Source organism: Cobetia sp. ICG0124 (assembly GCF_004006355.1).
Taxonomy (GTDB): Bacteria; Pseudomonadota; Gammaproteobacteria; order Pseudomonadales; family Halomonadaceae; genus Cobetia; species Cobetia marina.
The window spans coordinates 923,501-939,040 of sequence record NZ_CP024893.1 but is presented as its reverse complement, the minus strand read 5'-3'; the positions used below and the strand labels follow the sequence as shown (position 1 = coordinate 939,040).

At 63.3% G+C, this 15,540-nt stretch carries 15 protein-coding genes and 1 pseudogene; 4 read left to right on the top strand and 12 right to left on the bottom strand.

Annotation, left to right across the window (positions count from 1 at the left end; genetic code table 11):
• The first annotated feature begins 35 nt into the window (after positions 1-35).
• Positions 36-728: a lytic transglycosylase domain-containing protein gene (locus tag CU110_RS04275; RefSeq protein WP_127734670.1), complete on the top strand. Its 693-nt coding sequence runs from the start codon at positions 36-38 to the stop codon at positions 726-728.
• Here the strand turns inward: CU110_RS04275 and CU110_RS04270 are convergent.
• The 4 genes from CU110_RS04270 to CU110_RS04255 form a co-directional block, all read right to left on the bottom strand.
• Positions 623-2,182, bottom strand: coding sequence for a phosphoenolpyruvate carboxykinase (locus tag CU110_RS04270; RefSeq protein WP_084208062.1), 1,560 nt, complete (start codon positions 2,180-2,182; stop codon positions 623-625). The two genes, CU110_RS04275 and CU110_RS04270, sit on opposite strands and share 106 nt — an antisense overlap.
• A 169-nt stretch (positions 2,183-2,351) precedes the next feature.
• Positions 2,352-3,263: an Hsp33 family molecular chaperone HslO gene (gene hslO, locus CU110_RS04265; RefSeq protein WP_127734669.1), complete on the bottom strand. Its 912-nt coding sequence runs from the start codon at positions 3,261-3,263 to the stop codon at positions 2,352-2,354.
• Entirely contained in the window at positions 3,250-3,642 is a 393-nt protein-coding gene (locus CU110_RS04260; RefSeq protein WP_077374962.1) for a S4 domain-containing protein, read from the bottom strand. The genes hslO and CU110_RS04260 overlap by 14 nt, the downstream gene beginning before the upstream one ends.
• Positions 3,642-4,331 (bottom strand): HAD-IA family hydrolase, encoded by a 690-nt coding sequence (locus CU110_RS04255; RefSeq protein WP_077374965.1) that lies wholly within the window; start codon positions 4,329-4,331, stop codon positions 3,642-3,644. Before CU110_RS04255 ends, CU110_RS04260 begins: the two co-directional genes overlap by 1 nt.
• A 36-nt stretch (positions 4,332-4,367) precedes the next feature.
• Here CU110_RS04255 and nudE point away from each other — a divergent pair, with 36 nt between their 5' ends.
• On the top strand, positions 4,368-4,997 hold the full coding sequence (gene nudE, locus CU110_RS04250) for an ADP compounds hydrolase NudE (protein ID WP_077374968.1): 630 nt from the start codon (positions 4,368-4,370) through the stop codon (positions 4,995-4,997).
• Positions 4,998-5,144: 147 nt separating this feature from the next.
• Here the strand turns inward: nudE and CU110_RS04245 are convergent, their stop codons facing one another.
• Positions 5,145-5,504, bottom strand: a complete 360-nt coding sequence (locus tag CU110_RS04245; RefSeq protein WP_065392586.1) for a hypothetical protein — start codon at positions 5,502-5,504, stop codon at positions 5,145-5,147.
• A gap of 127 nt (positions 5,505-5,631) precedes the next feature.
• Between CU110_RS04245 and CU110_RS04240 the strand changes: the two are divergent.
• A pseudogene (locus CU110_RS04240) lies at positions 5,632-6,903 on the top strand (helicase HerA-like domain-containing protein); the annotation flags it as partial.
• Between the two features lie 39 nt (positions 6,904-6,942).
• Here the strand turns inward: CU110_RS04240 and ilvD are convergent.
• Complete coding sequence (gene ilvD / locus CU110_RS04235; RefSeq protein WP_084208059.1) at positions 6,943-8,787, bottom strand: dihydroxy-acid dehydratase; 1,845 nt, start codon at positions 8,785-8,787, stop codon at positions 6,943-6,945.
• A gap of 137 nt (positions 8,788-8,924) precedes the next feature.
• Here ilvD and CU110_RS04230 point away from each other — a divergent pair, with 137 nt between their 5' ends.
• The gene (locus CU110_RS04230) at positions 8,925-9,266 is read left to right on the top strand and encodes a YegP family protein (protein ID WP_077374980.1); all 342 of its coding nucleotides are present in this window, start codon (positions 8,925-8,927) and stop codon (positions 9,264-9,266) included.
• A gap of 4 nt (positions 9,267-9,270) precedes the next feature.
• On the opposite strand, the gene lon is transcribed toward CU110_RS04230, so the two are convergent.
• The 6 genes from lon to ribE form a co-directional block, all read right to left on the bottom strand.
• The gene (gene lon / locus CU110_RS04225; protein ID WP_077374983.1) at positions 9,271-11,721 is read right to left on the bottom strand and encodes an endopeptidase La; all 2,451 of its coding nucleotides are present in this window, start codon (positions 11,719-11,721) and stop codon (positions 9,271-9,273) included.
• Positions 11,722-11,796: 75 nt separating this feature from the next.
• Entirely contained in the window at positions 11,797-13,077 is a 1,281-nt protein-coding gene (locus CU110_RS04220) for a DUF945 family protein (RefSeq protein WP_077374986.1), read from the bottom strand.
• A 12-nt stretch (positions 13,078-13,089) separates the two neighbouring features.
• A complete protein-coding gene (locus CU110_RS04215) occupies positions 13,090-13,554 on the bottom strand; it encodes a phosphatidylglycerophosphatase A (protein WP_127734667.1) in 465 nt (154 codons plus the stop codon).
• Between the two features lie 4 nt (positions 13,555-13,558).
• Complete coding sequence (thiL, locus tag CU110_RS04210) at positions 13,559-14,542, bottom strand: thiamine-phosphate kinase (protein WP_127734665.1); 984 nt, start codon at positions 14,540-14,542, stop codon at positions 13,559-13,561.
• Between the two features lies 1 nt (position 14,543).
• Positions 14,544-15,059: a transcription antitermination factor NusB gene (gene nusB, locus CU110_RS04205; protein ID WP_084208057.1), complete on the bottom strand. Its 516-nt coding sequence runs from the start codon at positions 15,057-15,059 to the stop codon at positions 14,544-14,546.
• On the bottom strand, positions 15,056-15,538 hold the full coding sequence (ribE, locus tag CU110_RS04200; RefSeq protein WP_043331374.1) for a 6,7-dimethyl-8-ribityllumazine synthase: 483 nt from the start codon (positions 15,536-15,538) through the stop codon (positions 15,056-15,058). Before ribE ends, nusB begins: the two co-directional genes overlap by 4 nt.
• Positions 15,539-15,540 lie beyond the last annotated feature (2 nt).

Here is a 15,540-nt window from a genome sequence, read left to right as displayed (position 1 = left end):
ACCTGGCGGGAGCAGCCTGTCTCGTGGTGGGCAGCATGGTAGCCATGCTGCAGAGCGCGCCCCTCCATGCTGCGGCCGCCATCCCCGAGCACGGCCTCTCTCCGGCACTGCGTGAAAGCCTGAGAGAAGCGCTGGCAGAGCCTGAAGCCTTCGACGACCCCATCGATGCCCTGCACTGGGTGCTGAGCATGCAGCAGCGTCTGGAGCGCTACATGCCCGATCGCGCCGCCCGGATCGACCTGCTGCGCAAGATCCGCCGCGAAGCCACCCGCACGGGGCTGGCACCGGAGCTGATTCTGGCCGTGATCCAGGTGGAAAGCGCCTTCAAGCCGACGGCGGTATCCCATGCCGGCGCGCGAGGGCTGATGCAGGTGATGCCATTCTGGAAGCGCGAGATCGGCGAGCCGGGCGACAACCTGCTCGACCAGGACACCAGCCTGCGCTACGGCGCCACCATCCTCGCCCACTACCTCAAGCGTGAGAAGGGCGACATCACCGATGCACTGGCCCGCTACAATGGCAGCCTCGGCAAGACCTGGTACCCGGAACGGGTGATGCGCGCCTGGACCACCCGCTGGTGGTATCAGGCCCCCGCTCCCTTCGTCGCCGAGCGCCTGCCGGATCAGACCAGCGCCGGGCCCGCCGCGATGATCGCCTCATCCACTCCGGCGAACTTCTTGAAGTTCTCGACGAACTTGGCGGACAGGTCACGCGCCTTGCTGTCATAGGCAGCGCGGTCTTCCCAGGTCTCGCGCGGGTCGAGCAGGCTGGAATCGACACCCGGCACACGCACCGGCACATCCAGGTTGAGCACGTCGATGTGACGCGTCTCGATATCGGCGAGTGCGCCGTTCTGGATCGCGCTGATGATGCTGCGGGTGGTCGGGATGGAGAAGCGTGAGCCGCCCTCTCCGTAGGCACCACCGGTCCAGCCGGTGTTGACCAGATAGACGCGCGAGCCGAACGCCTCGATGCGCTTGATCAGCAGATCCGCGTACTCACGCGCCGGGCGCGGGAAGAACGGCGCGCCGAAGCAGGTGGAGAAGGTCGCCTCGAGACCGGCGGTGGAGCCCATCTCGGTGGAGCCGACCTTGGCGGTGTAGCCGGACAGGAAGTGATAGGCGGCCGCCTGCTTGCTGAGCACGGACACCGGAGGCAGCACACCGGACATGTCGCAGGTCAGGAAGACGATGGCATTCGGCTCACCGGCACGATTTTCCGGCACGCGCTTCTCGATGTGCTCCAGCGGGTAGGCCGCACGCGAGTTCTGGCTGAGAGTGTCGTCGCCGTAATCCGCACCGCGACGGTCGTCCAGCACCACGTTTTCCAGCACGGCGCCGAACTTGATGGCATTCCAGATGACCGGCTCGTTCTTCTCGGAGAGGTCGATGCACTTGGCGTAGCAGCCCCCTTCGATGTTGAAGACGGTGCCTTCGCCCCAGCCGTGCTCGTCATCGCCGATCAGATGGCGCGCCGGATCGGCGGACAGAGTGGTCTTGCCGGTGCCGGAAAGACCGAAGAACAGCGTGGTCTCGCCGTCATCACCGACATTGGCGGAGCAATGCATCGGCAGCACGTCCTTTTCCGGCAGCAGGAAGTTCTGCACCGAGAACATTGCCTTCTTCATCTCGCCGGCATAGCGCATGCCAGCCAGCAGAACGCGACGACGTGCGAAGTTGATCAGCACCACGCCATCGGAGTTGGTGCCATCGCGCTCGGGCTCACACACGAAGTGCGGCGCGTTGAGGATGGTCCACTCGCTCTTGTCCTTGGCATTGAAGCTGTCCGGACGCACGAACATGGTACGCGCGAACAGGTTGTGCCATGCCGTTTCCGTGGTGACACGAATCGGCAGGTAATGCTCGAGATCGGCGCCGACGTGCAGTTCGGACACGAAGCTTGTCTGCGCACCGAGGTAGTCCTCGACCCGGTCCCACAGCGCGTCGAAACGCTCAGGACTGAACGGGCGGTTGACGCTTCCCCAGTCAATGGCGTCCGAGGTGGACGGCTCATCGACGATGAAGCGGTCGTTCGGGGAGCGACCACTGCGAGCCCCCGTCTCCACGACCAGCGCGCCGTTGTCGGCCAGACGTCCTTCGCCGCGAGCCACTGCCAGCTCGATCAGCTCTGCGCTGCTGAGATTGGTGTGAGTGGTCACCGCACTGTCTTGATGCTTGCTCATTCGCGTCTCCGCGGCTCAGGGCCGCCCTCTCTCTTGATGGCTCTTGCCAGATGCCGGCGGTACATGCCGCAGGCTTATTTTGGGGTCCGCAACGGAGCGTCCAGCCCCGTACTGGCAAGGCATTATGGCAAAAAGGGACTCGGGCGGAAACGCTGATTGCTGCAACGCCTCAGTGGACGATCGGGCTGCCTGCGGCCGGGTCTTCGATGATGGCTTCGACTTCCGCGGCATTGAAGGAATACCGGGTATGGCAGAAGTGGCATTGCGTGGCCAGCTCACCATGTTCAGCGACGATCTGGCGCAATTCGTCCGCGGCGATGCTGTGCAGTGCCGCGCCGAGACGCTCACGAGAACAGGTACAACCGAACCGCAGCGCCTTGGGTTCGAAGATGCGCACGGTCTCTTCGTGATAGAGACGGTGCAGCACGTCCTGCTGATCAAGCACCAGCAGTTCTTCGGCCTTGAGGGTGTCGGCGAGATGGACGACTCGCTCCCAGGCATCGGGGTCCTTGTTGGCATCGTCGTCAGGCAGCTGCTGGAGCATCACGCCACCGGCACGCTGTGCATCGGCCATCAACCACAGACGCGTCGGCAGCTGCTCGGACTGACTGAAGTAGCTTTCCAGGCAGCCGGCGAGGCTGTCCTGATCGATCGCCACGATCCCCTGGTAACGCTTGCCGTCACGCGGGTCCAGCGTGATGACGATCTGCCCCTGCCCCACCAGAGCCTGCAGCGTGGCTTCATCGGTCGGCAGCACTTCCTCGTCACTGAGACGGGCAATGGCACGCAGCTCACCGCCGGGATTGGACTCGGCCATCAGCTGACGCACGATCCCCGTGCCACGCACTTCCAGTGTCATGGTGCCATCCAGCTTGATGGTCTCGGTCAGCAGCGCCACCGCTGCCAGCATCTCGCCCAGCTGGCGCGAGATGGCCTGGGGATAGGCATGACGATCAAGGACTTCGGCATAGGCCTTGTCCAGGGTGACGATCTCGCCGCGCACATTGGTGGCGTCGAACAGGAATCGCTGGATCTGATCGAAATTCGGCGCCGTCTCTTCGTGGGCGTCAGCTTTCGGAATCCTGGCGCTGGAAGCGGTGGATGCTGCGCCGCTGCTTCTTGTCGGGACGTCCCACGGGCGGGCTCATGCCCTGATTGCCAAGGCGACGCACCTCGGCCTCCCGTTCGCGGCGCGCACGCGACTCCTGCGTCTCCTGATAGAGTGCCTGCGCCTGGGGGGCGCCACGGCGCTGGTCGCTGAGTGCCAGCACTTCGACCACCAGCCGATCCCAACCTTGCGGCACTTCGATCAAGGCGCCGACCTCGACGGTCTTGGACGTCTTCACCTTGCTGCCGTTGTACTGGATCTTGCCACCTTCAATGGCTTTCTTGGCCATGCCGCGCGTCTTGAAGAATCGCGCCGCCCATAGCCACTTGTCGATGCGTACCTGGTCACTCATCAAGACTCCTTGCGCTCCTCGTGTTCCAGATGAAGGCCGCCACCCGCCGTCAGCACGGCAAAGCCGTCCAGTCCGTGCACGTGCTCGAAGTCACGCGCTTCGCGCTTCGAGTCCGGCTGACGCACGCCCAGCAGATGCGCGATACCGTAGGTGCGCGCACTCTCCAGCACCTGGGGATTGTCATCGATGAACAGGGTACGTGCCGGCTCGAAGGGCTCGATCTCGTTGAGCCGATGCCAGAAGGCCTGCTCCTCCTTGGCGTGTCCGAGATCCGCCGAGGAGACGACGGCATCGAAGTAATCGCCCATGCCGGTCAGACCGAACTTGAGCTCGATCCCGTGACGGTCCGCGTTGGTCGCCAGTACCACGCGCTGCGGTTGATCCCGTAGCCAGGCGAGAAAGTCCTCTGCCTCGTGGCGATACCCGATCAGATGCTGCACCTCACGCTTGAGCGCGACAACATCCAGCTTCAGCTCGCGGCTCCAGTAATCGAGGCTGTACCAGTTGAGCGTGCCGGATTCGCTGATGATGCGCGCCTTGAGGTCCGCCTGCAGCGCGCTATCGAGACGATGCAGCTCACAGTAGCGGCGTGGCAGGTGCTCCAGCCAGAAGTGGCTGTCGAAATGCAGGTCCAGCAAGGTGCCATCCATGTCGAGCAGCACGGTGTCGATCGTGGTCCAGTCAATCATCGGCCCGCTTCTTGATCTCTGCCTTGAGGACTTCCGATGGATGATGCGCCACGCCCCGATCACTCGACCATCGGGCACTACGCCGATGGAGACGCGCTGACCCCCCCCCGTATCGACTCGCGACGCGAGGTGGCTCGCTCGCGGCTGTTTACCGTCGAGGCGCTGGAACTGACCTTCTCGAATGGCGCGACGCGCAGCTTCGAGCGTCTCAAGAGTGGTGGCCATGGTGCGGTGATGATCGTCGCCATGCCAGACCCGGATCACGTACTGCTGATCCGTGAATATGCCGCCGGGCCGGAGCAGTACGTGCTGACCCTGCCCAAGGGGCTGATCGACCCCGGCGAAGACCCGGTGACCGCCGCCAACCGTGAACTGATGGAGGAGTGCGGTTTCGGCGCTCACGACATCGAGCCGCTGGCCGAACTGAGCCTGGCACCCAACTACATGGATCACCGCATGAACGTCATGCTGGCGCGTGACCTGTACGAGAAGCGTCTGCCGGGGGATGAGCCGGAACCTCTGGTCGTCGAGCGCCATCGCCTCGACGAGCTGCCGGCATTGCTGGCACGCGAGGACTTCCACGAGGCGCGGGCCATCGCCGCCCTCTTCATGGCCAGGGAACGCCTGCTGGCCGGCGAGGAGCTCCATAGCCCCGACTGGTGGTAAGGCGTCGGCAGACAACGACAAGCCCCCGCCAATGGCGGGGGCTTGTCGTTTCACCCGTGATGTCAGCGGACGGATCGTGCTGGCGACCTGCCCGGACACACCACGAGATCATGCCGTACCCGAGTCATCCTCGGGATCAGAAGACGTTCACTCGGTCTTCATGCTGCCATCGGCAGTGTTGGCCGAGCCGGACTCCGGGCTCACACCCATGTGGTCCTCGCCTTCGTCCATCACCTTGCCGTGCTTGGCGGATTCAGACTGTGCGGTCCCGCCTTCCACCATCATGGAATCCTTCTTGGTGTTGGCAGAACCACTTTCGGTATTGCGTTCGGCATCGTCTTGCACCATGCCACCTTCATGGCCAGCGGCTGTGCCACCCTCTACCTTGGTGGAGTGAGCACCGGTATTGGCGGAACCGGTATTGCTGGATTCGTGGTGATCGGCATAGGCAGCGGCGGTCGGCAGTGCAAAGGCAGTTGCGATGAGTGCAGCAGTCAGCTTGTTCATGATCCATCCTCCAGTAGCGGTCTGATGCAAAAGGCGAGCAGATGATTCACTCGACCGTTGCCGTTGAGCCGCTTGCAGTATTTTACTCAACGAAACATTTTGTAACTCTGTACGACAGGAGAATCACATGCCAGATGTGCTGATAGGGGGCCGCGCGGGACAAGGTTCGGCAGGCCACATCACGCTGGACGCGGCATTGGCCAATCGCCATGGGCTGGTGGCGGGCGCGACGGGCACCGGCAAGACCGTCACCTTGCAGGTACTGGCCGAGGAATTCTCGCGCATGGGGGTGCCGGTGTTCACTGCCGACATCAAGGGCGATCTTTCCGGCATCGCTGCCGCCGGCACTCCCCATCCTCGCATCGATGAGCGCTTGAACAGCCTGGGGATCGATGATTGGCAGCCGCACGCCGCCCCCGTCAGGCTATGGGACCTCCATGGCAAGAGCGGTCACGCGGTTCGCGCAAGCGTGGCATCGATGGGGCCCGAGCTGATGGCTAGTCTGCTGGAGCTCAACGAGACCCAAGGCGGCCTGATGCATCTGGCCTTCGATCACGCCGAGCGTGAGGGTCTGGAGCTGGTCGACCTCAAGGACCTGATCAGCCTGCTGAAGCACATCGAGCGCGAGCGTGACAGCTTCGAGGCGCGTTACGGCAGCGTCAGTCCCCAGAGCCTGGGGGCGATGCTGCGTCGGGTCCACGTCCTGGCCACGCAGGGCGGCGAACGCTTCTTTGCCGAACCGGCACTGGATATCCACGACATGCTGGCGACGCGCGGGCATGCAGAGCAGGCCCGTGGCTATATCAATCTGCTCGACGGTCGCGAGCTGATGCAGAGCCCTCGCCTCTACACCACCTTCCTGCTGTGGTTCCTGTCCACCCTGTTCCGCGAGCTTCCCGAGCGCGGGGATGCCGACCGGCCAGTACTGGTGTTCTTCTTCGATGAAGCGCACCTGTTGTTCGATTCAGCCCCCAAGGCACTGCTGACGCGTCTGGAGCAGACGGTCCGCCTGATTCGCTCCAAGGGCGTCGGTGTCTATTTCGTGACCCAGTCACCCGCCGACATCCCCGATGAGGTGCTCGGTCAGCTGGGCAATCGCATACAGCATGCGCTGCGCGCCTTCACACCGCGTGACCAGAAGGCCGTCAAGACGGCCGCCGACACCTTCCGCCCCAATCCGGAACTCGATACGGCGCAGGTGATCACGGAACTGGGCGTAGGCGAAGCACTGGTCTCGGTACTCGATGCCAACGGCACACCGACGCAGGTGGAACGCACGCTGATCGCCCCGCCGCGAGGACGCATCGGTCCATTGAGCGACGCGGAGCGTGCCACGCTGCTGGCCGATTCCTCCCTGGCCGGGCGCTACGACGAGCGCGTGGATCGTGAGTCCGCCCATGAGCGACTGGAGGCGCGACTTGCCGCCCAGGCGCAAGCCTCAATCCAGCTTGCTCAGATCACGCACGGCGCCCTTGTCAGCCGAGGTCGCCAGCAAGGCATAGGCCTTGAGCGCGGCGGAGACACGACGATTGCGCTGGATGCTCGGCTTCCAGGCATCCTTGCCGCGCGCATCCATCGCTTCACGACGCTCATGTAGCTCGCTATCGCTCAGCTGGACATTGATGGTGCGATTGGGGATGTCGATCAGGATGGTGTCACCGTGCTCGACCAGGCCGATGGCGCCACCCGCCGCCGCTTCCGGAGACGCATGGCCGATGGACAGACCTGAGGTACCGCCGGAGAAACGACCGTCGGTGAGCAGCGCGCACGCCTTGCCCAGTCCCTTGGACTTCAGGTAGGACGTCGGGTAGAGCATTTCCTGCATGCCCGGACCGCCCTTCGGCCCTTCGTAGCGGATGATCACGACATCGCCTTCCTTGACCTTGTCGGCCAGGATGTCTTCCACCGCCTGATCCTGAGATTCGCAGACATAGGCACGGCCTTCGAAGACAAGGATGGAATCATCGACGCCTGCCGTCTTCACCACGCAACCATCCAGCGCGATGTTGCCGTAGAGCACGGCCAGGCCGCCCTGAGTGGAGAAGCAGTGATCGTAATCGCGGATGCAGCCCTGGGCGCGGTCACCATCCAGGCTCGGCCAGCGCGCGCTCTGGGAGAAGGCGGTCTGGGTCGGGATCCCCCCCGGACCGGCACGATAGAACTCGATCACCTCATCGGTGGGCGAGCGCATGATGTCCCACTCTTCCAGCGCCGCAGACAACGAGTCGCCATAGACGGTCGGCACCGAGGTATCCAGCACGCCGGCGCGGTCCAGCTCGCCCAGAATCCCCATGATGCCACCGGCACGATGGACATCCTCGATGTGATACTTCTGGGTGTTCGGCGCCACCTTGCACATCTGCGGCACGCTGTGGGACAGCTTGTCGATGTCGGACATGGTGAAGTCGACACCGGCCTCCTGAGCGGCGGCCAGCAGGTGCAGGATGGTGTTGGTCGAGCCCCCCATGGCGATATCCAGCGTCATCGCGTTGGCAAACGCCGCCCGTGAACCGATGGCACGCGGCAACAGGTGCTCTTCGTTGCCTTCGTAGTAACGGCGTGCCAGCTCGACGATACGATGCCCGGCGTTCTCGAACAGGCGACGACGATCGGAGTGAGTCGCCAGCACCGTACCGTTGCCCGGCAACGCCAGACCCAGCGCTTCCATCAGGCAGTTCATGGAGTTGGCCGTGAACATGCCCGAGCAGCTGCCACAGGTCGGGCAGGCGCTGCGCTCGATCTCGGCGACCGTCTCGTCGTCGACGCTGTCATCGGCCGCGATGACCATCGCATCGACCAGGTCGAGACCGTGGTCCAGCAGCTTGGTCTTGCCGGCTTCCATCGGGCCGCCGGAAACGAAGATGACCGGGATGTTGAGGCGCATGGCGGCCATCAGCATCCCGGGGGTGATCTTGTCGCAGTTGGAGATGCACACCAGCGCATCCGCACAGTGGGCATTGACCATGTATTCGACGCTGTCGGCGATCAGGTCACGCGACGGCAGCGAATACAGCATGCCGTCGTGCCCCATCGCGATACCATCGTCCACCGCGATGGTGTTGAATTCCTTGGCGACACCGCCGGCCTTCTCGATTTCGCGCGCTACCAGCTGCCCCATGTCCTTGAGGTGGACGTGGCCGGGCACGAACTGGGTGAAGGAGTTGGCAACGGCGATGATCGGCTTCTGGAAGTCACCATCTTTCATGCCGGTGGCGCGCCACAGGGCGCGGGCGCCGGCCATGTTACGACCTGCGGTGGTCGTACGGGAGCGATACTCTGGCATGGTGAAAGACGCCGCGATGGCTCCCGAACGTTGAATGCCGCAACTCCTAGCGTGGGTTTCCCCCGAGAGGCGCTGTTTACACTGGAAGATGACATATCAGGCAGTGTCAGACATCCCTCAAGGAACAGGAGTCACCCATGGCCGGAAAATTCGTCATCACCCGCGGCAAGGACAGCAAGTTCTATTTTGCGCTCAAGGCCGGCAACGGTGAAAAGATCCTCCAGAGCCAAGGCTATGCCGACAAGCGCGGCTGCCTGAACGGCGTGGAATCCGTGCGCAAGAACGCCGCCGAGGAAAAACGCTTCACGAAGGAAGTCGCCAAGGATGGTCGCTTCTATTTCACGCTGCTGGCCGCCAACAGCCAGCAGATCGGCCGCAGCCAGATGTACAAGTCGGAATCCGGCCGCGACAACGGCATTGCCAGTGTCGGACGCAATGCACCGGAAGCCGCCGTGCTGGAACAGCTCGATACCGCCTGAATGCTCAGTGGCGCTGCGCGTTGTCGCTGTCAAAGACCACTCGTGCCACATCCGCGTAGCGGGCCGCGAAGTGGACGATCATGCCCTCCTTCAGATAGTCCGGCAGCTCATCATAATCCCGCTGATTGGCCTGTGGCAGGATCAGTTCGAAGATGTCACTGCGGCGTGCGGCAATGACCTTCTCACGGATACCGCCCACCGGCAGCACCTGCCCGGTCAATGTCAGCTCACCGGTCATCGCCAGTCCCTTGCGCGGCGCCTGATGCCTGGCCAACGACATCAACGCCGTGGTCATGGTCACGCCAGCGCTCGGGCCATCCTTGGGTGTCGCCCCTTCCGGCACGTGCAGGTGAATGAAGGACTCATTGAAGAAGTCAGCCTCGGCATCGTAGGCCTCAAGATTCGCCAGGGTATAGGAATAGGCGATATTGGCCGATTCCTGCATCACTTCCCCAAGCTTGCCGGTCAGCTTCAAGCCACGCGTCAGGCCGTGCACACGTGTGGCCTCGATGGGCAGGGTCGCGCCGCCCATGCTGGTCCAGGCAAGCCCGGTCACCACGCCTTCGCCGGCCAGGACCTTCTCGCGACGGAAGATTGGCGCCCCCAGGAATTCCTCGAGATTCTTGACCGAGACCTTGACCGTCGGCAGGTCCTCCTCGAGCAGCTTGACCGCCGCCTTGCGCACGATGCGGTGCAGCTGCTTCTCCAGCTGACGCACGCCCGCCTCGCGAGCATAGCCCTCGATCACCTGACGCAGCGCGGCGTCACTCAGATTGATGCGCTTCTTGGGAATGTTGTCGCGTGTCAGCAGCTTCGGCCACAGGTGATGCTTGGCGATCGCCATCTTCTCTTCGGCGATGTAACCGGAGAGGCGTATCTGCTCCATGCGGTCCAGCAGCGGCCCCGGGATGCTATCCAGCGTGTTGGCGGTACACACGAACAGCACCTTGGACAGATCGAGGCGTACGTCGAGGTAGTGATCGAGGAAGTCGACGTTCTGCTCCGGGTCCAGCACCTCGAGCAGCGCCGAGGCCGGATCGCCCTGGAAGGACTGCCCCAGCTTGTCGATCTCATCCAGCATGATCACCGGGTTCTCGACCTTGACCTCCTTGAGTGCCTGCACCAGCTTGCCGGGCATGGCGCCCACGTAGGTACGGCGATGCCCCTTGATCTCCGATTCATCGCGCATGCCGCCGACCGAGAAGCGATAGAACTCGCGCCCCAGTGCCTGGGCGATGGAGCGCCCGATCGAGGTCTTGCCCACGCCGGGCGGGCCCACCAGCAGCAGGATCGAGCCACCGACATCGCCCTTGAAGGTACCTTCGGCCAGGAACTCGATGATGCGTGATTTCACGTCATCCAGCCCGTCATGGTCGCGATTGAGCACCTTGCGCGCATGGGCGAGATCCAGCTGGTCGGTGGAGGTGATGCCCCAGGGAAGCGAGGTCAGCCAGTCCAGATAGTTGCGCGTGGTGCCGTACTCCGGCGAGCCGGTCTCCAGCACCGAGAGCTTGTCGAGTTCGTCGTCGATGCGCGATTGCACCCGTTCGGGAACCTTGAGCTCATCGAGGCGTCCGCGGAAGGTATCCACATCATTCTCGCGATCATCCTTGGAGATGCCCAGTTCACGCTGGATGACCTTGAGCTGCTCACGCAGGAAGAATTCACGCTGATGCTTTTCCATCTGCGCGTTGACCTGCTGAGAGATCTCGGTCTGCAGCTGGGCGACCTCGATCTCCTTGCGCAGCAGCGGCAGTACCTTCTGCATGCGCTCCATCACCGGCAACGATTCCAGCACCTCCTGCAACTCCGGCCCCTTGGCCGAGGTGATGGCAGCGGCAAAGTCGGTCAGCGGGCCGGGTTCATGCGGGCTGAAGCGATTGAGGTACTGCTTGAGCTCTTCGCCGTACAGCGGATTGATCGGCAGCAGCTCCTTGATGCCATTGATCATCGCCATCGCGTAGGCACGTGCCTCATCGCTCTCGGCATCCACCGGCTCGCGCGGGTAGGTCACCTCGACCAGATAGGGCGGCTTGCGTGACAACCAGCGGGTGATCCGGAAGCGGCGCAACCCTTGCGCGATGAACTGGACCTGATCCTGGCCATCTTCGGGCTTGTGGACACGCACTGCCGAACCGATCTCGGGAAAATGCTCTGCCCCCATCTCGTCGACTTCGACATCACCGACGAAGGCCAGCCCCACCGCATGGTGTGGCGTGTTGCCGACCCGCTCCATAGTCTCTGCCCAGCGCTGCTTGTTGATGACCAGCGGCTGGACCTGAGCCGGAAAGAAGGGACGATTGTGGATCGGCAGCAGGTAAAGGCGCTCAGGCAGCTGATCACCACTGGGTACCAGCCCACCAGCCCCCGGGGAATGCTCAGGCTCTTCCTGACTGGCATCTTCAAAACCGGACAGAACGTTGTCGTGATCGGAGGTATCTTCGTGACGTGACATGCAACCCTCGTGAAACCGGGCCTCGGTTGAGGCGATCATCTTCACCAATGTGGTCTGTCGGACACTTTATCAAGCTCAATAGATCGGCTTGCCATTGACGAGCAGCGCATCCCCATCGATGGTCAGCACCAGGTTCTTGTCAGCGGAGTCCGGCGGGATGCCCGCCATCATCGCCAGCATCGGCGGCACATTGCGGAATTCGAAACGTCCACTCATGCGATCCAGGAAGGCACGCTGCCCTTCGATGGTCTGCAGTTCGGCGATGCTCAGATCGGTCATCCCGGCCCCATCGAGAATCAGCTGCCCCTCACCCTGCATGTCGACACCGAAGACTTCGCTGCGCGCCTTGAGGGACTCCAGCGTCAGACGAGGAGACGTGCTCAGCATGGTGAACAGCGGCGCCTCGACCTTCTCGAGCATGGCGACCTGCTGATCTTCCGTCAGCTCTTCAAACGGCTTGCCGGCTTCTTCCAGCAGGCCCTGCAGCTGAGTGATGAAATCATAGACCGCCGCGCCCTGAAGACGGTCGATCGACAGCGCCAGACTGCCGCTGGCCATCTGCTGATCACCGGCACTCACGTCCTGCACGGCCAGCTTCATCAGATAGCGAAGCTCGGTCGGGTCTAGCCGCGTCTCGCCGGAATAGCTGATATCGGTCGCCACCACCGGCGGCTGCCCCATGCCATTATCGATGGTCAGCGTATCCAGCTCGATCTTGTCATCCTGGCGGAAGTCGTTGTCCGCACCACGATAAAGACCGTTCAGGCTCAGGGTACCGACGCTGATCTTCTCGTCACCATTGGTGATCTCGAAGGGAGAGACCTCGCCGTCGACGGTGATCTCGGGAGTATCACCGCCATCATGTGACGCCGTCAGCTCGCCGCCCTTGAAGTCGAAGCGCGTGCCGCTTTCCGGGTCCTGCCATTCAAAGACAGGCAGTGTCACCGTGGTATCGCTGGCACCGCTGAAATTGTCGACGCTGCCATCGAAGGCGATGGCCTTTCCATCCCCGATGACCTCGGAAAGCACATCGCGGGCCGGTGTACCGTACTGCAGCTTGATGTTGCCCTTCATGCTGGTGGAGAGCAGGCCATGACCGGCTTCATAAGGCAGCACGACACGCACGGGCCCTTGCTGCTCCCCCGTGGCAAGCTCCATCTTGAGTCGACCGCTCGAGTCGAACCAGCCGCTCTGCACGTCATCGCGGCTGGCCTTGATGTCGGCGCTGCTGTCGAGCTCCGCCACCATTCGCGCCATCTCGTCTTCGAAACGCTGACTGGAATACGCCACGCCACCGACATAGCCGGCAGCACCGATGACGACGACAGCCGCCGCAGTTACGAGTCCCTTGCCCATCGTTGTTATCCCTCACAGCCATAGATGCATGGTCGACCAGGCGAAGATGCCGGCGAAGATGTCATCGAGCATGATGCCGAATCCCCCCGCCACACGACGGTCAGCCCAGCGGATCGGCCATGGCTTGAGAATGTCGAAGACCCGGAAGACCACGAACCCCCAGAGGGCAGCCTGCCATGAAAACGGCACGGCGACCATGGTGATCCAGTAGCCGACGAATTCATCCCAGACGATGCCGGAATGATCGTGGACGCCCAGATCCTTCGAGGTGCGATCACAGATCCAGATCCCGAGAACGGAGGCGGCCACCACGATGGCGATGTAGGGCCAGAGCCCCAGTCCCGCCATCATCCAATAGAACGGAATGGCGGCCAGGGTGCCGAAGGTGCCGGGCGCGAAGGGCGCCGTGCCACTGCCGAGCCCGAAGGCCAGGAAATGGACGGGACGACGCCAGACACTGGCAGGTGCACGATTCATGAGCTCACCTCCCCGCGGCGGCCTGCTCGACCCCTTCCTGCTCGAGGATGACACGCGGCTCGCTTCCCTCCACTGCCTGCATGCGCCCGATGACACTCAAGGACAGATTCAGGGGGCGCAGCGCGTTGATGGCGCTCTCGAGATGCTCTTCCGGCATCGTCAACAGCAGCTCGTAATCATCACCGCCATTGAGGACCGCCTCGCGCGCGCCCTGCTCGCCCAGCGCCGCCATCAGCTCCGGCGCCAGCGGCAATTCGCCAAGCTCCAGCGCCGCCGACAGCTGACTGGCACGACAGATGTGTGCCAGGTCACCCATCACGCCATCGGAGACATCCAGGCCCGCACTGGCCAGCTGGCGCAGTGCGAGGCCCGCCTCCACACGCGGCTCCGGACGCAGATAGGCGGCCAGACACGGGTCCAGCACATCCCGCGTGCCGGACTGCCATGCCTTCAGACCGGCATGCGCCATTCCCGGTGCGCCCGTGATGACCACCAGGTCGCCTTCACGGGCACCATCACGTCGCAGGATGGGACGGGATACGCTATCCGGATGGCCTGCATCCTCCAGCATCAGCGGCAGCTCGCCATGCACGGTGATCGTGATGGAGAGCGGGCCGCGTGTGACATCGCCCCCGACCAGGGCGATGCCATGACGTTCGGCCAGCGCATGGAAGCCGGCAGCGAAGCCATGCAGCCAGTCCTCGTCGACCTCCGGCAGCGTCAAGGCCAGCAACGCCCAGCGCGGCGTCGCCCCCATGGCGGCCAGATCGGAAAGATTGACCGCCAGGGCGCGATGCCCGATCGAGGACGCCGGAGCATCCGGCGGGAAGTGAACGCCCGCCACGGAGGTATCGACACTGATCGCCAGCTGCATGCCATCACCGGCGGCGAGGAGCGCACAGTCGTCACCCGGCCCCAGCAGCACGCCCGGTGCCCCGGACAGATCGCGCTGGAAGTAGCGGGCGATCAACTCGAATTCGCCCGGCATGTCAGCGCAGGCGGGCCTGGGTCACCTCGGCGCTGCGCAGCTTGACTGCCAGCTTGTCGAGGATCCCGTTGACGTACTTGTGACCATCGGTGGCACCGAAGGTCTTGGCCAGCTCGACCCCTTCGTTGATGGCGACACGGTACGGCACTTCCATGCGCTTGGAGAGCTCGTAGGCGCCCAGACGCAGGATGGCCAGCTCGATCTCGTCGAGATCCTGAAGACGACGATCCAGCAGCGGGCTGATGCTGGCATCCAGCTCTTTCTGGAAACGCGGCACGTTGTGCAGCAGCTCATGGAACAGCGCCTGGTCAGCGATGCGCATCACCTCGACCCAGTTCTCGTGCAGCTCGACATCGTCATCGACCTGCTGACCGCGAAACTCGGCTTCGATGGTGGTCATGCTCTTGCCGGTCATCTGCCACTGGTAGATGCCCTGGACCGCCAGCTCACGCGCGGCACGGCGTGCCTGCTGCTGCTTGGACGGTTCACGCTCGGAACGTTGCTGACGTTCGCTCATGCATCACCTCCCATGGCCTTGAGCAGCGAGACCATTTCCATGGCGGCCATCGCGGCTTCAGTGCCCTTGTTGCCGGCCTTGGTGCCCGCACGCTCGATGGCCTGCTCGATGGAGTTGACCGTCAGCACGCCATTGGCCACCGGCGTGTCGAACTCGAGCTGCAGACGAGACAGGGCGGAGTTGCATTCACCGGCGACATATTCAAAGTGCGGCGTGCCACCACGAATCACCGCGCCCAGCGTGATGACGGCGTGCGGCTTGACCTTGGCCAGCACGGCCTTGACGGCCAGCGGGATTTCCCAGGCGCCCGGCACGTGGATCAGGTCGATGTTTTCCTCATCGACGCCGTGGCGTACGAGGGAATCGACCGCGCCTTCCACCAGGCTATCGACGACGTGGTGGTTGAAACGCCCGACGACGATGACGTAACGGCCATCGACATTGGTGAAGGTGCCTTCGAGTTGAGCAATCGGTTGCATGG

Coding starts and splice junctions, on each gene's coding strand:
- CU110_RS04260 (WP_077374962.1), bottom strand. CDS start 3,642: ATGAGTGACCAGGTACGCATCGACAAGTGGCTATGGGCGGCGCGATTC.
- nudE (WP_077374968.1), top strand. CDS start 4,368: ATGGATGATGCGCCACGCCCCGATCACTCGACCATCGGGCACTACGCC.
- CU110_RS04275 (WP_127734670.1), top strand. CDS start 36: ATGGTAGCCATGCTGCAGAGCGCGCCCCTCCATGCTGCGGCCGCCATC.
- CU110_RS04245 (WP_065392586.1), bottom strand. CDS start 5,504: ATGAACAAGCTGACTGCTGCACTCATCGCAACTGCCTTTGCACTGCCG.
- thiL (WP_127734665.1), bottom strand. CDS start 14,542: ATGCCGGGCGAATTCGAGTTGATCGCCCGCTACTTCCAGCGCGATCTG.
- CU110_RS04220 (WP_077374986.1), bottom strand. CDS start 13,077: ATGGGCAAGGGACTCGTAACTGCGGCGGCTGTCGTCGTCATCGGTGCT.
- CU110_RS04230 (WP_077374980.1), top strand. CDS start 8,925: ATGGCCGGAAAATTCGTCATCACCCGCGGCAAGGACAGCAAGTTCTAT.
- CU110_RS04270 (WP_084208062.1), bottom strand. CDS start 2,182: ATGAGCAAGCATCAAGACAGTGCGGTGACCACTCACACCAATCTCAGC.
- ilvD (WP_084208059.1), bottom strand. CDS start 8,787: ATGCCAGAGTATCGCTCCCGTACGACCACCGCAGGTCGTAACATGGCC.
- ribE (WP_043331374.1), bottom strand. CDS start 15,538: ATGCAACCGATTGCTCAACTCGAAGGCACCTTCACCAATGTCGATGGC.
- CU110_RS04215 (WP_127734667.1), bottom strand. CDS start 13,554: ATGAATCGTGCACCTGCCAGTGTCTGGCGTCGTCCCGTCCATTTCCTG.
- nusB (WP_084208057.1), bottom strand. CDS start 15,059: ATGAGCGAACGTCAGCAACGTTCCGAGCGTGAACCGTCCAAGCAGCAG.
- CU110_RS04255 (WP_077374965.1), bottom strand. CDS start 4,331: ATGATTGACTGGACCACGATCGACACCGTGCTGCTCGACATGGATGGC.
- lon (WP_077374983.1), bottom strand. CDS start 11,721: ATGTCACGTCACGAAGATACCTCCGATCACGACAACGTTCTGTCCGGT.